At 33.5% G+C, this 15,781-nt stretch carries 13 protein-coding genes; all 13 read left to right on the top strand.

Annotation, left to right across the window (positions count from 1 at the left end):
- Nucleotides 1–151: 151 nt before the first annotated feature.
- The 13 genes from BZG01_RS09085 to BZG01_RS09145 all read left to right on the top strand — a co-directional run bounded on the left by BZG01_RS09085 (nt 152) and on the right by BZG01_RS09145 (nt 15,620).
- The gene (locus BZG01_RS09085) at nt 152–1,366 is read left to right on the top strand and encodes a sulfatase-like hydrolase/transferase (protein ID WP_180327271.1); all 1,215 of its coding nucleotides are present in this window, start codon (nt 152–154) and stop codon (nt 1,364–1,366) included.
- A 517-nt stretch (nt 1,367–1,883) separates the two neighbouring features.
- Nucleotides 1,884–3,110: a DegT/DnrJ/EryC1/StrS family aminotransferase gene (locus tag BZG01_RS09090; RefSeq protein ID WP_245870326.1), complete on the top strand. Its 1,227-nt coding sequence runs from the start codon at nt 1,884–1,886 to the stop codon at nt 3,108–3,110.
- Nucleotides 3,074–3,652: an acyltransferase gene (locus tag BZG01_RS09095; RefSeq protein ID WP_101309519.1), complete on the top strand. Its 579-nt coding sequence runs from the start codon at nt 3,074–3,076 to the stop codon at nt 3,650–3,652. The genes BZG01_RS09090 and BZG01_RS09095 overlap by 37 nt, the downstream gene beginning before the upstream one ends.
- A gap of 119 nt (nt 3,653–3,771) precedes the next feature.
- Nucleotides 3,772–4,863 carry a Gfo/Idh/MocA family protein gene (locus tag BZG01_RS09100; protein WP_245870328.1) on the top strand — a complete coding sequence of 364 codons (1,092 nt, stop codon included), beginning with the start codon at nt 3,772–3,774 and terminating at the stop codon, nt 4,861–4,863.
- Between the two features lie 246 nt (nt 4,864–5,109).
- On the top strand, nt 5,110–6,372 hold the full coding sequence (locus BZG01_RS09105; protein WP_101309521.1) for a nucleotide sugar dehydrogenase: 1,263 nt from the start codon (nt 5,110–5,112) through the stop codon (nt 6,370–6,372).
- Between the two features lie 93 nt (nt 6,373–6,465).
- The gene (locus tag BZG01_RS09110) at nt 6,466–7,770 is read left to right on the top strand and encodes a lipopolysaccharide biosynthesis protein (RefSeq protein WP_101309522.1); all 1,305 of its coding nucleotides are present in this window, start codon (nt 6,466–6,468) and stop codon (nt 7,768–7,770) included.
- A gap of 42 nt (nt 7,771–7,812) precedes the next feature.
- Nucleotides 7,813–8,925: a glycosyltransferase gene (locus BZG01_RS09115; RefSeq protein WP_101309523.1), complete on the top strand. Its 1,113-nt coding sequence runs from the start codon at nt 7,813–7,815 to the stop codon at nt 8,923–8,925.
- A 34-nt stretch (nt 8,926–8,959) separates the two neighbouring features.
- Nucleotides 8,960–10,042 (top strand): glycosyltransferase family protein, encoded by a 1,083-nt coding sequence (locus BZG01_RS09120; RefSeq protein WP_101309524.1) that lies wholly within the window; start codon nt 8,960–8,962, stop codon nt 10,040–10,042.
- The gene (locus BZG01_RS09125; RefSeq protein ID WP_101309525.1) at nt 10,035–11,315 is read left to right on the top strand and encodes a hypothetical protein; all 1,281 of its coding nucleotides are present in this window, start codon (nt 10,035–10,037) and stop codon (nt 11,313–11,315) included. The genes BZG01_RS09120 and BZG01_RS09125 overlap by 8 nt, the downstream gene beginning before the upstream one ends.
- Nucleotides 11,316–11,354: 39 nt before the next feature.
- Nucleotides 11,355–12,509: a glycosyltransferase family 4 protein gene (locus BZG01_RS09130; protein WP_101309526.1), complete on the top strand. Its 1,155-nt coding sequence runs from the start codon at nt 11,355–11,357 to the stop codon at nt 12,507–12,509.
- A 24-nt stretch (nt 12,510–12,533) separates the two neighbouring features.
- Nucleotides 12,534–13,625, top strand: coding sequence for a glycosyltransferase family 4 protein (locus tag BZG01_RS09135; RefSeq protein WP_101309527.1), 1,092 nt, complete (start codon nt 12,534–12,536; stop codon nt 13,623–13,625).
- The gene (locus BZG01_RS09140; RefSeq protein WP_101309528.1) at nt 13,626–14,687 is read left to right on the top strand and encodes a lipid II:glycine glycyltransferase FemX; all 1,062 of its coding nucleotides are present in this window, start codon (nt 13,626–13,628) and stop codon (nt 14,685–14,687) included. It begins immediately after the preceding gene.
- Between the two features lie 102 nt (nt 14,688–14,789).
- Nucleotides 14,790–15,620, top strand: a complete 831-nt coding sequence (locus tag BZG01_RS09145; protein WP_101309529.1) for a hypothetical protein — start codon at nt 14,790–14,792, stop codon at nt 15,618–15,620.
- Nucleotides 15,621–15,781 lie beyond the last annotated feature (161 nt).

The following is a 15,781-nucleotide window of genomic DNA, read 5'->3' on the forward strand; positions in this document are numbered from 1 at the left end:
TTAGTCTCGAGAACCCGGGACGACATTATACCTCTGTGCAAATTTGTCTGTAAAATGGTATTATTCCCGGATATTAAATCATCTGCCATAACTTATTGCAGAAACTGATAATTAAAGTGTCGCTAATTTACGAATATTAAAACGAACTGATGTGAAAGAAAAAATACTTCTGATTTCGAAAGATACGCTAAGAACAGCAGCATTAGGTTGTTATGGCAGTGAATTGTGGAAAACTAAAAATATTGATGAGTTGGCGGATAAGGGAACCATTTTTCACCGGCACTACACTGCCGCTGCAACCTCAGCAATGTCATACTCTTCAATGTTCACAGGAAAATACTGTCATGAATTGGACAGAAAGGAATTTACTGAAGTTGAAGTTTTTAAAGGAGAATCATTATTTCGAATTCTGGAGAGTAAGGGATATGCATGCCATATATTTTGGGGTGAAAGTTGGTTTCAAAATGTGGTTCCATATACCAAAATATACGGAGAGAAGACGAATTTTCATAATTTGGATATTGAGCAAAAAGTTGGCTCTGAACGAATAAAGAGAATCAATGAGGAGGCTGTTATTCAGGAGACATTGAGTAAAATTGTTGATGGAGTTCTAGAAATTATTGAGACTAAAGTGTTTATCTGGGTTCATTTTCCACATGTTTTGTATGGTAAAGCATGCTATGACTCAGATATTGAAGTTTTTGATGAGTTTGTTGGTGAAATGCGGAAACATTTTAGTGATGATTCCATTTACATTACTTCTGATCATGGTCATATGAATATGTCTAAAGGGGTTCCGGTATATGGATTTCATCTTTATGAAAGTGCGGTTAAAGTTCCTTTGATTACACCTAGGATTGATCACAACAAAACAATTGAATTCCCTACCAGCCATATTCAGTTGATGGATATAATTCTTGAAGGTAAAATAATTCATAATGATCATGTATTTGTTGATACTCAATATTTTCTGCAGGAAAATAGAAAATTAGCAGTCGTTAAGGACAATTTTAAGTATATCTTCAATAAGAGGGGTAAAAAAGAAGAACTTTATGATTTGGAAGTTGATCCTGGAGAGAATGTAAATCTTCTTCAGAGGCAAGTTGAAGAAAAGGGTAGGGGAAAACTCTATTGGTTAGATGAGATCTACTATTACAAAAAATGGGATGCGGTGCATTCTGTATACAGAGACCTAAAGGCGGAGAAGGATAAAGTTTGGAGAGAAGGCAGTTTTATTGATGAATTGCTGTATAAAATTAATTTTAAACGAAAATATCTAATTAATAAATTCAGGAATAAAAGATATTTGATAAAGCGGAAAGGAATTTTAGATTCAAATCCATTTGTAATCAATTACAAAAGATGAGAAAACGGTATAAACACTATGTTTACAGAGTATTTGTTTAATTTTTCTTATGGAATGATAAGGGTGTTTTATGGAAGGAAAACAATATTCTGTAAAAGAATTCATTTAAATCGACAGATTTAACAATTTTTTCATTGATTATTATTCAAAATGGTTTGAACTTGTATTACTTGCGAACAGAAAACAAATAAGATACATGAACTGCGAAGATCGAAATTAAGTAATTGTTTGCTTTCTAATTTTATTAAGAAATAAAATATTAGCCCAATTTTGTTTCAGTGAATTTCAGCTCACAAAGCAAAGCTTTGGAGAAAGAAACAATTCAATCCCATTCTTTATTTCGTGGGATTGAGGAAACGAAGTATGCCCAAATCTTTTCTTTATTAGGGTTTTATTGCCTTAAATAAACCTCTCTCTATTCCTTCTCCCTCCTTTAAATTTAATTTAACATATTACATCATTCTGTAATTTTGATGTTGTAGTCGTATACTTGAAACTTTGTAAAAAAAAAAATCATATGGGTAGAGAGATTGTGATGGTTGATCTGATCGGGCAATACACCAGATTAAAAGATGAAATTGATTCAGCAATAAATAGAGTTTTACTATCAGGTAAATTTATAAATGGCCCGGATGTAAGCTGTTTTTCTGAGGAATTCGCTCAATGGATGGGCGTAAAGCATGTTATTCCATGCGCGAATGGCACCGATGCTTTGCAATTGGCAATTATGGCTCTGCAATTGCAGCCAGGAGATGAAGTTATTGTTCCATCATTTACTTATGTTGCAACCGTAGAAGTAATTTCATTACTTGGATTGAAGCCTGTATTTGCGGATGTAGATCCTAACACATTTAACTTGGATGTTAATGATGTACAGAAGAAAATTACAGAAAAAACTAAATTAATTATTCCTGTACATCTCTTTGGTCAATGCGCAGATATGGAAAAAGTAACCCATATTGCAGAAAAATATAATTTAAAGATTGTTGAAGATGCAGCACAGGCTGTTGGAGCTGTTTACCATTATTCTGATGGAAGGTCAGCTAAGGCTGGAACTATAGGTGATTTTGGAACAACATCTTTTTTTCCATCAAAAAATCTGGGATGCTTTGGTGATGGAGGAGCGTTATTTACAAATAGTGACGAATTAGCAGCCAGAGCCGGAATGATGGCTAATCATGGTCAAAGAATAAAGTACCACCACGATGTTATTGGTTGCAATTCAAGATTGGATAGTATTCAAGCGGCCATTCTGCGAATTAAACTTCGTTGTCTGGACGAATTTACTGAAAAAAGAAGACATGCAGCAGCCTATTACTATAGTCAATTGAGATCTGTTCGGGGTATTTCAGCTCCTTTTTGTTCAAATTTTTCAACGCATGTTTACAATCAGTTTACTCTTAAAATTGACTTAAGTGATCGATTTCATATTAGGTATATAAGAGATAAACTGCAAAATGAACTGAAAAAAAGAGGCATTCCTTCAATGATTTATTATCCAATTCCTCTTCATCTGCAAAAAGCATATTGCAGTCCGAATTATCCAATGGGCAGTTTACCTGTGTCGGAACGATTAAGTGAAACAGTTTTGTCAATTCCAATACATACGGAAATAAAAGTGGATGAATTGAAATTTATCACTGATTCCATTAAAACAATTATGAATAATATCCTGATAAATGTTCCTGTTTCAAATAATAAATTTAAATGGAAGAAAGCTATTTTGCCCACGAATCTGCTGTAATTGATGAAGACTGTAGAATTGGGCAAGGAACAAAAATCTGGCATTTTAGCCATGTAATGAGTGGATGCACAATTGGTCCAAATTGTAATCTCGGACAAAATGTATTGGTAGCTAAGGGGGTTATTTTGGGCGAAAATGTAAAAGTGCAAAACAATGTATCCATATACACCGGAGTAATTTGTGAAGACGATGTGTTTTTGGGACCTTCTATGGTTTTTACTAATGTAATTAACCCAAGGTCGGCCGTTATCAGAAAGAAAGATTACAAAGAAACGATTATCCGAAAAGGAGCTAGTATCGGAGCCAATGCAACAATTATCTGTGGTACTGAAATTGGTAAATATGCTTTTGTAGGAGCAGGTGCGGTGGTAACAAAATCTGTTAAAGATTATGCTTTAGTTGTAGGAAACCCATCTAAACAAATTGGTTGGGTAAGTGAATATGGACATAGGTTGAATTTTGATAAAAATGGGTTCGCAACTTGCTGGGAAAGTGGTCAGGAATATTTTATTAAAGATGAAATGGTGTGGAGGAATGAGTGAGTATATTGGAATAGGATCTAAATTTATTCAATCATGAGAGAGATTAAATGATTGAATTATAGATGTTAACCAACATTATGCTTCTGTGCAGATTTGTTTGTAAAATGGTGTTATAGGTGATGATGAAAAGGAGAAAAATTCGGTTTGGAATTGTTGGGATGGGGCACATTGGGAAGCGGCATCTGGAGATGATCAGATGTAATAATGATGCTGAAATAGTTGCTTGCTGTGATCTGTTGCCATTGGAAGAATTGGAACTTTATATTCCAGGCATTCCTTTCTATAGGAATTATGATGAGATGTTGATAAATCATACAGAGATGGATGTTGTTAATGTGTGTGTGCCTAATGGTTTGCATGCCAATATGTCTATAAATGCTCTTAATATGGGATATCATGTGGTCTGCGAAAAACCAATGGCATTAAGTAAATCTGAAGCTGAGCGGATGTTGTACAAGTCTCTCGAGGTGTCGCGGCATATTTTTGTTGTAAAACAAAACCGATATTCCCCACCGGCAATATGGCTGAAAGAGATTATGAATCAGGAGTGTTTAGGTCAGATTTATATGGTTCAATTGAGCTGCTTTTGGAACCGGGATGAACAATATTATCAACCAAATTCCTGGAGAGGACGGCAAAAAGAGGATGGTGGAACATTATTTACACAATTTTCACACTTTATTGACATCGTGTATTGGCTGTTTGGAGACATTAAGAATGTGAAAGGAATATTTAAGGATTTTAAACACGCTAAGCTCACGGATTTTGAGGACTCGGGTGTTGTGAGTTTCGAATTTGTAAATGGAGGAATCGGATGCTTAAATTATTCAACTGCAGTCTATAAAAGAAATTTGGAAAGTTCTATAATCATTATAGGTGAAAAGGGGACAATTAAAGTTGCTGGTCAGTATATGAATGAGGTTGTTTATTGTGACATAGAAAATTACGTTATGCCGGAACTAAAACCATCTAATCCTCCAATAGATTATGGAGCTTATAAAGGATCTGCTCAAAATCATCATTATGTGATTGCAAATGTGGTTGATAAGATTCAAAATAATGGAGTTATAGCCACCAATGCATTGGAAGGTTTGAAAGTTGTTGATATTATTGAACGAATTTATCAGTTAAGAGATTTGACTGAAATAAAACAAAAAAAGGAATGGGTAAGGAATTATAAATTAAATGGAGTAAATCAGAAAGATATTTAGAAACTGTTTGAAATTTATCTTTTAACTTTTTTTTGATAAAAATTTCCAAAAAAATTAAGCAGCTTATTAGTAAACCGATACAAATCACCACAAGAAATGTGTGATATTCCTGATGTTTTATGTGTAAATAAAGTAATGGTTGAAACGTTCAGGAGTTAATAATTATTAACTCACACACGAGCCTGATAAGTTCTCCTGATTTATCAGGACAGGCTATCCGACAACTAAAAAACAAATTATACTCAGATGAAAAATGTGAAAATTGCCGTTATCGGACTTGGGTATGTTGGTTTGCCTTTAGCAGTGGAATTTGGTAAAATATATCCAACGCTAGGATTTGATATCAACGAAAAAAGGGTGCTTGACTTGAAATTGGGTCTGGATTGGAGAAAAGATATGGGGACTGATAATTTCAAATCATCCGTTCATTTGCAATTCACCAGCGATCCCGATCAGTTGAGAGGATATAATGTGTATATCGTTGCGGTACCAACACCAATAAATAAAAATAATCATCCGGATTTAACACCTCTTTTTGATGCTTCTAAATACATTGGGAAGGTACTTAAAAGAAACGATGTTGTAATTTATGAATCTACAGTATATCCAGGTGCAACCGAAGAAGATTGTGTTCCTGTGTTGGAGGAATACAGCGGTTTAATCTATAATAAAGATTTTTATTGCGGTTATTCTCCGGAAAGAATTAATCCAGGGGACAAAGTACACACTCTTACAACAATTTGTAAGATTACTTCCGGGTCGACACCAAAAATGGCTGATTTTGTTGATCGGCTTTACAAATCGATTATTACAGCCGGAACCTATAAGGCATCATCAATTAAAGTAGCTGAAGCGGCAAAGGTTATTGAAAATTCACAACGCGATATAAATATTGCATTTGTAAACGAGCTGGCAGTAATCTTTAACAAACTAGGGATTGATACCAATGAAGTTTTAGAAGCCGCTTCCACCAAATGGAATTTTTTACCATTTAAACCAGGTTTAGTTGGCGGGCATTGTATTGGTGTTGATCCATACTATTTAGCTCACAAGGCTTTGGAAGTTGGGTATAATCCTCAGATTTTACTGGCAGGAAGAAGATTAAATGATGATATGGGTTTGTTCATTGCATTTAATGTTATCAAGGAAATGGTTAAGAAAGGTTTCCGTATTCCCGGATCAAATGTTTTGGTGATGGGAATAACCTTTAAGGAAAATTGCCCGGATATCAGAAATTCGAAAGTGATAGGTTTAATTAAGGAACTTAAGGAGTTCGGCTGTAATGTTGAGGTTTATGATCCTTGGGCCAATCCTATTGAGGTTAGGGAAAGATATAATTTGAAAATAATACCTTACCTGAATGGGAATAAGTACGATGCTATTGTTGCAGCGGTTGCTCACGATGAAATTCGGAAGGTTGATATAAAGAACCTGAAAAATGGCCACGATTCTGTAATTTATGATGTTAAAGCGATCTATCCACGTCATCTTGTCGACGGGCGGTTATAAAAACAATCATAAGCGAAAGTGTGATGACTGTTTTATTCTTCTCAATAAAATAATTGTATTGATTTTGAACTGGAAATTTTTCAATTTGATGGGATGTATACAAGAATCTTAAAGGGAGGAGCCATACTTTTATCATCAAATATAGTAGCCTCATTTTTTGGATTTCTGGTTCTTGCAGTTGTTGCTAAAAATTTAAGTATTGATGAATTTGGAGTTATTGGTATTATTCAGTCTTACACGCTAACCGTTGCAGCATTATTAAATTTTCAAACCTGGCAAACAATAATTAAATACTATCCAAGAATAAAGGATGATAAAGATCTTATTCAATCTTTATTAAAATTTTCTTTTCGGCTCGATTTAATTACGGCAATTATAGCTTTTGTTTTTGGAATTATATTTCTGGAAATTATTTACCGCACAATTAATTTACCGGAGATGTATAAGTATTGTGCCCAAATTCATTTGCTGAGTATTTTAACAAAACTTAACGGAACAGCAACAGGTTATCTTCGTGTTCATGACAAATACAATTTGTTTTTTAAATCACAGTTCGTTGCCGGATTCGTTAAATTAATCCTTGTATTGATTGTTTTTTGGCTCGATCTTGGTTTTGTTTATATTATAATTGCCTTTGCATTTGGAGAAATTGTTTACGATTTTACATTAAATCTATTTTTTTACAAGGTTTTAAAATCCGACTCTTTAACTGGATTTTTAAGAAAAAGCACTAAGCTAATTAAAAATAAATACAAGGATATTTTCGAATTTTCATTCTATTCCAATTTAATTTCATCTTTTGATACAATTATATTTCAGGCTGATATGATGATTGTTTCAGGTTTTTTTGGTGTAAGTTATGCTGGTTGTTTTAAAATGATTAAAGTTATTACTGGATTAATCAATAGAATGGCTGGTCCGGTTTCAATTACAATTTCACCAATAATCAGCGAATTAATTGCTGAAAATAATTTCAAAGAACTTAGGTCTAAATTGCTAAAATCCTTCTTATTCCTAACTCTTTTTTTTAGTGCAGGTTATATAATTTTTATTGCTTTAGATGAATTTATGGTTCGAATAGTATTTAGTGAAGAGTACTTGAAATATATTTACTATTTGGATTTTGCCATTTTTAATCTCTTTGTGGGATTAATATTTATGGGTATTCATCCTGCAGCCAATTTTTTGGGGTATCACAGACAAATACTCTATATTATTATCGTTTTGTCCCTAATTTATTTGCTGCTGATTTTTCTGTTTTACGAAAGTGCCGGATTCGAAATTATTTTTATTGCCCAGTTGGTACAAATATCTTTAGTAGTAATATTAAAACTGTATCTCACCAATAAAAAACTTAATCTTATTGCTTTTCAAAAACCAAGTGTAATGCATTTTTAATCAATCAACTAATAAGGTTTGTTTTTAGGAGTTTTTGTTGTTATGAAAAAAATAGTTCATGTAATATTTTCGCTGAGAGTTGCCGGGGCAGAGAATGTTTGTATTACCATTTGTAACCATTTAAACAAGCAAAAATATAAGGTGTATGTTATCACAATTTTCGATGCAGTCCCGTTGGCTGAAAAGCTAAAGAACAATACAAGTGTAACGGTGATTTCTCTGGGGGTACCTTTGCAATCGAGATTCTGGCTTTTTTCCCCGAAAGTGTTTGTAAAATTTAGAAGAATACTTAAAGAGATCGCACCGGATACAATACATTCTCATTTTTGGGGAGTTGGAACATGGATTCTGTCCGTTATTAAAGACCTGCCTGTAAAAAATAGAATTGCTACTATTCACACTTCGGGAGGGCATTACAAATCATCCTATTGGTTTTCCCGTATTGACAGGAATGTAGAGATGTTAACATACAAATTATTGAATTTTAAATTGGTTTGTGTTAGTGAAGAAGTTCGAAAAACAATGGAGGAAGAATTAAAACTTTCGAATTCCTCTGTCATTTTAAATGGCATTGATATTGATTATTTTATACCTGTTAACGGCAATGCAGAAAAGAGTACAAATTATCCGGTGTTAATTCATGTTGGTCGGTTTTTACCTGCAAAAAACCACTGGGATATTATTCGTTCATTGCCTTTACTAAAAAAGAAATTTCCGAATTTTAGAATGTGTTTTCTGGGTGTTGGAGTTAAGGAGCAATTAGAGGAATATTGCAAAGAAAATCATTTGATAGATAATGTACACTTTCATGGTGTGCAGGATAATGTTTTGAAATATTTGCATCAAGCGGATATCGGAATTTTCCCATCTTCTTATGAAGGTCTTGGATTGGCTTTACTAGAAATGATGAGTTGTGAATTACCTGTTATAATTTCAGATATACCTGTTTTTAGAGAAATTACCAAAAATGGTACTTGTGCAAAAATTGTAGGTTTGCATCAAATTGAAGAGCTGTCAAATTGTATCGTCGAATTGGCTGGCGATAAAAAACAGATGAGGGATTTAGGTAAAACCGGTAGAAAGATTGTTATGGAGAAATTCTCTCATAAACAAATGATTTCGTCTTATGAAGTTATGTATGATATGATATACTAGTTCATATTTTAAGTTGTTCCTGTATAGATATTAGATGACAAAGAAGAAGTTGCTCCTTATTTCACCAAGTCAGTTTGGATATCTTACTGATTATTATTTCTACTGCAGATACTTGAAAGATGAGTACGTAATTACATTTTTGTGTTTTGATGAAGGTTTAAAGAAAATAAGCATATCAGGTGTTACGGTTAAATATTTACCTGTTGATGGCAACCGGATTTTACGATATATACGGTGGTTGAAATTTATATTCGGAGAATTTAGACAACAGCATTACGACATTATTTTCTTGTATAGTTTTAAGTTCTGCTCTCTGCTTAAAATATTTTCAGGAAGGAGATTATTGGTTTTAGATATAAGAACCGGATCAGTTAAAGAAAACTATTTAGTTAATACAATTCAGAATTGGCGGCTTCGTTTTGAAAGTTATTTCTTCAACCATATCACAATTATTTCCAAAGGTCTTATTAATCATCTGAAAATCAGTTCTTCAAAATGTCACTGGTTGCCGTTAGGAGCTGAGGTTTTGAAAGATAGCAATTGTGGATATAATAAACTTAAGTTGTTGTATGTAGGAACTTTAAATCACCGGAGATTACAGGAAACAGTGATTGGGTTTTCAATGTTTTATAAGGAATATGGGGATGAGATTGAATGCTCCTACAACATTTTTGGTTTTGGATCTGAAAAAGAAGAACGTTTGCTTAAGGATGCGATTAAAGAGTTAAACCTTTCTAAAATTGTACATTTCCATGGGAGGAAAAACTTAACTGAAATTCTTGATTATTATAGAGAATCCAATATTGGAGTCTGTTACATTCCTATTACTCCATATTTTGATTTTCAGCCTCCAACTAAAACTTTTGAGTACATTCTTGCAGGCATGGTTTGCATAGGTACTGCCACTGTCGAGAATTCCAATTTAATAAACGAGGAAAATGGGATTCTTTGCCGCGACACTTCTGAGTCATTCTATGAAGCACTTCAGGAATATCATCAAAAAAGACATCTCTTCAAATATGATTCTGTTGTAAGTTCTTTGGAGGATTACCGTTGGGACAAAATCGTAAATGGAAACTTTAAACCGTATCTAAACAGGTTGATGGACAATGCTTAAATTAGCGTTTCATAATCTTTACTGGACTTTGATTTTTATGACTGGAATCTTTCAGTTGTTGGGAATCAATTCCGGTATCTATAAAATAGGAATACCTTTTGTTAGCGGAGTCTTATTTATTTACACATTTGTGTCTAAAGGCAATCAGATAAAATACCCTTTTGTATGGTGGTTTGTTGGATTTACAGGACTAGCGGTAATCAGTTCATTTGTGAATAAAATTGATACCTTTTCCTTACTCTACTTTTTGGTATATACTAGCTTGTCCTATTTGTATTTTATTGTTTTGATCAATGAAAACAGCATTTTGGTAATTTCAAAGGTTATTTCCTTTATCAAACTGCTTATTGCAATTCAAATTCCCGCAGTAATTATAAAATTCTTTTTGATAGGGCAATCCGAACATGGAGGAATTGGAACCTTATCTATAAATGCAGGAAGTGTGTCTGCAATTTTCCCTCTATTTGTCATTACAATCTTATTTAGCCTGTATCTCTTCGAAAACAAGAGAAAATATCTGATATATATTATCTGCTTTAGCATTCTTGGAGTAATTGGAAGCAAACGGGCAATTCTCATTTTTATTCCATTAGTCCTGATAATTTGTGGGTTTCTATTTGTTAAGTTAGAGAGAAGGGTTTATTCCGGAAAATTTTTAAGTAAGGTATTGGTGGCCTGTTTAATGGGAGCCGGTATATTTTACTTTACAGCAAAAACCAATAAAACCTTAAATCCAGAACAAAGTAATTGGGGCAGTTTTGATTTGAATTACATTGCAAATTATGTGAATAATTATACCAGCTCCGGAGGTCGTGATAAATCTGAGATGAGAAGAAAAGATGGTTTGATCCATTTCATCAATTATACATTAGAGGCAGATTCACATAAAATGCTGTTTGGAGATGGAGCTGGTAAGCTGATTGAGTCGAAATACAATCCCCGGGAAGGATCAATGGAGAATGAATATGGAGTAAGGTATGGAGGAAGAATGGCATTAATATGGTTGCTTCTGCAAGTTGGTATCCTTGGCACCATAGTGTTTTTGCTATTTTATTTGCGGCTATTTTCTCTGATTTTAAGAAAATACAGAAGCAATCCTGTCGATTTGTCTTTTTTGGTTCTAACCATTGTCTTTTTTATTGATACAGTGAGTTATTCGAATGTATTTCTTCGTTATGAATATTTAAAGGGCTTATACTTTGTTTTGCTTGCTTTAATTTTACTTGATCATAAATACACCACTACTTATTTTACTGATATGGTTTCACTGTAATAAGAGGAATCATTTTCTGAAATGATAAATATGCTCTGAATGAAAGTTTTAATGATAAGTTCGCTGCCAGTAAATCTTAATTCAATTCAAGGCGGGGTTGATGCTGTGGTTGTGAATTTGCTAAAGGGTTTTGAGTCTTTCCCAGAGGTAAATCTGCTAGTTCTTTCATTGGGGAAGTCGGATTGCAAAAAAACAGTAAAATATGCCGGCAATATCACAATTGAATATTTATTCAGAAAAAATCAATTTGGAGGAAAATTATTCAATAGTTTTTTTCAAATGAGGAAGGATGTCCATAACCATATCCGGGAGTTTAATCCTGATATAGTGCACATTCAAGGGGCTTCTCCAATGCTGTTTTGTTTATTGGGTTTAAATAAGAAAAATCTGGTAATCACACAACATGGTATAATGGCGGAAGAAATTAATTACCAAAAAAATAAAACAGACAAGTTTAAATTTTGGTTTAAAATGATTGTTGAACGTTATTATTATCCAAAGTTTAAGAATTATATATTCATTTCCAGTTACAATCGAAAGTTTTTAGAGCAGTTGAAAGAAAATCAGAACTATTATGGGAAATTAATTTTTAATCCTGTAAATCCAATTTTTTTTGATTTGAAAACCCATTCAAAATTTGGAAAGCGGATCTTATATGTTGGCGTCATCAATCAACGAAAAAACCTCCTATGCTTACTAAAAGCGATTCTTAGATTAAAAAATAAGACCGGGGGATTTAAATTGGATGTGATAGGCGGGTTTAAAGATGAATTTTATAAGAACTTGATATATAGTTTTATTAAAGACCATAACCTGGAGGATGAAGTAAACTTTTTGGGGTGGAAAAGTCAAAGCGAGTTGTTGGACTTGTATAAGAAGGCTGACCTTTTTGTTTTGCCCTCGCTTCAGGAATCGTTGCCGGTTAGTATTGCCGAAGCAATGGCTGCCGGCAGACCCGTAATTGCGTCGGATGTTGGTGGTGTTGCTGAAATGATTACCGCCAATAAATCAGGTTTTGTTTTTAATGCAGATAATTCGCAGGAGTTGGAAGAATGCCTGTTAAAATTTTGTAATGAGGATGGACTCTATTCAGGGTTCTCTGAATATGCAAGAGAAGAGGCAATGAGAAAGTTTCACCCTGGTAAGGTAGTTAATCAAACAATTGAATTTTATAAAATGATTCTCGAAAGTTAGGCTTGTTTGCAGTATCTGTGTTTCATGAAAAAAGTTGATAAATTCAAAATTGGTGTTATAGGATTAAAGGGGCTTCCAGCTTATGGAGGAGCGGCAGCGGTAGGAGAGAATATTATTGCTCAGCTGGCTAATGATTTTGATTTTACAATCTATTCAGTTAGTTCCCATACTAATTTGAAATCAGGATGTTATCAAAAAAGTTTTCAAATTGTAATTCGTAAGTTGCCGTTCGGAAGCATTAATTCACTTTTATATTACGTTCGGTCTGCCTTGGATGCACTTTTGTTTCGAAAATATGATTTGATTCATTTACATCATCGCGATGCCAGTTTTGTGATTCCTCTTCTTAAATTACGCTATCCTGTAGTAGTAACAACGCATGGAATGGTTCTAACATCCAAATGGATGCGATACAAACTTTTTTTTGATTTTGAAGATCGGCACTTTCTTAAGTACGCCAATTTCATTACTACTGTTTCATTAAAAGATCAAAGAAAAGTTGAGAAACTGATACCCTCTGAAAAGGTGAAATACATTCCAAACGGGATAAATTCTGAAATTGAAATTACAGCAAAAAAGGAAGAGTATATCTCCTTTGCAGCAGGAAGAATGTTACCTGATAAAGGCTGCCACACATTTCTGGAGGCAATGGATTTACTCGAAAAAAGAGAAAGCGCTGTAATTATGGGCGATTTAAAGCAAAATTTAGATTACGAAAAAAAGTTACTGCAATTGCAGCAAAAAGTAGGCAACATTCTTTTTACTGGATTAATTAAGGAGAAAAAAAAGCTGTTTAAAATCATATACAGCAGTAAGTTTTTTGTGTTTTCTTCTGAGAATGAGTCCATGTCGATGATGTTATTGGAAGTTGCGGCTCTTAAGGTTCCAATAATTTGTTCTGATATTCCAGAGAACAGAGATGTTTTTAACGATGAGGAAGTTCTGTTTTTTAAGGTGAAAGATGCAGTGGATCTTTCAGAGAAAATTAAGTATGCATCGTATCATCCTGATGAAATGAAGATTTTTGCCCTAAAAGCGTATGATCGATTGCAAAAGAGTTATTTATGGAAGAATATTGCGGAAGAATACAAAACCATATTCAAGAAATTTATTTAAATGACATTCAACACAACGGTACAGGAGTCTTTTGGGAAGGTAGCGGAAGATCTTGAAATCATCACTGATTCTTCAATGATCGATAGAAAATCCTGGAGCGATTTTGTTCGAAATAACTTGCATGGGAATGTGTTTCAAACGCCGCAAATGTATGATGTATTTGAGCAAACAGAAGGCTTTACTCCAATTTTGATTGCTGCACGTAAGAATGGAAAAATAAGCGGGGTTCTGTTAGCAGTAATCCAAAAGGAAATAAAAGGAGTTCCGGGAATTTTAGCCAATCGTGCAATTATTAGAGGGGCTCCATTAATTGATAATGAAGATGAGGAGGTGCTGAATCAGATATTGACAAAATTCAATGAAAAGATTCAAACTAAAGCTCTGATAACTCAAATTCGGAATTGGGCAGATACATCGAATTACAAATCGGTTTTCCTGCAATGTGGTTACAGGTATCAAGATCATCTGAATATACTTTTGGATCTGGAACAATCAGAAGAAGTTATTTGGAAAAATATTAACAGGGAAAAACGAAAGAGTATAAATAAAGCTTACCGCGAGGGCGTGAGAGTTGAATTGGAAAGTCCTCATGCAGATTTAACTGCCACATATTTTATTCTGCAGGAGTTATACAAGAGAATTCAATTGCCATATCCAGACATCGACTTCTTTAAAAAATGGCAGAGAAATTTTGATGTAGAACCAAGATTTTTAGTGTTTGCTGCTAAATGGGAAAAAGAAACAATAGCTTTTCGTTATGTATTGGCCTATAAAAATGTGCTTTATATTTCTTATGCAGGAGCTCTTAACAAGTATTACCAAAAATGCGCCAACGACCTAATTAATTGGGAAGTAATGTTGTGGGGAAAAGAAAATGGCTATACTGTTTATGATTTTGCCGGAGCTGGTAGTCCTCATGTCCCTTATGGCGTGCGGGTAAATAAAATGAAATTTGGAGGACAGACCTGTAATATAGGGAGGTATGAAAAAATTAACCGTCCAATACTATTTTTCATTGCGAAGTTTGGGTTCTATTTATGGAAAAAAATATCATTCAAGTAGGTAATAGCTCCTTCATTTTAAGCCCTGTGGACTAAAACCGCTTCTTTGCAGAAAGAAGTTCAATTAAGAATCTGATTTAATGGATTGTAATATTAAAATATTTTGCAGCTAGACTTTACATTTGATACTTATAAGAAATTACTGAAAGGATTTATAGATAATAATTATCATTTTCAGACTTTCTCAGCATATCTCAGGAACCCCAAAGATAGAGTGGTTATTTTGAGGCATGATGTGGATAGATTGCCTGCTAATTCACTTGAATTTGCACGCATTCAGTCCGATATTGGGATTTCCGGGAGTTATTATTTTAGATCTCGGAAGACGGGTTGGGATGAGGAAGAAATAAAGCAAATTAATAATTTAGGACACGAAATTGGCTATCATTATGAGAATTTGTCAAGGGTTGTCAAAAAGCTTAAATCGAACCATGATACTAATCAAATACTTAATTTTGGGCTGAAAGATTTCGAAACGCAATTAACTAGTCTACGTCAATTGGTTCCAGTAGAAACAATTTGTATGCACGGCGCTCCCACTTCTAGATATGATAATAAAAATTTGTGGGGAAAGTACAAATATTCCGATTTTAAAATTATTGGAGAGCCTTATTTTGATCTTGATTTCAGTACTGTTTTTTACCTAACAGATACCGGCAGACGCTGGGATGGTTTTAATTTTAGCATAAGAGATAAAATTAACGGACAACAGAAGTATTGGCAAGAAAAAGGCATGGTATTTAAAAGCTCGTTTGATCTTATCGATGCATTAAACCAAAATGTATTACCATCTAAAATAATGATTACATTTCATCCGCAGCGTTGGAATCATTTAAATATTGATTGGTGCAAAGAGTTAATTTTCCAAAATATTAAAAATCCTATAAAGTGGGCACTAATTAATTTAAGACAGAAAAAAGTCTTAATTCCATAATTGTTTTTATTCGCAGGAGTTCGTTTATGCTTTGTAACAACCTGATTTTTAGAGTGATTTACTTAATGAGTATTTTCTTGTAAAGATTTGAAAATAAACACATTGTAAATCAATCTAATATTTAGCGATCTATTGTTTTTGTGATATAAACTTTTTTAAAA

The sequence above is a fragment of the Labilibaculum manganireducens genome, assembly GCF_002843385.1.
In the GTDB taxonomy this organism is placed as follows: Bacteria; Bacteroidota; Bacteroidia; order Bacteroidales; family Marinifilaceae; genus Labilibaculum; species Labilibaculum manganireducens.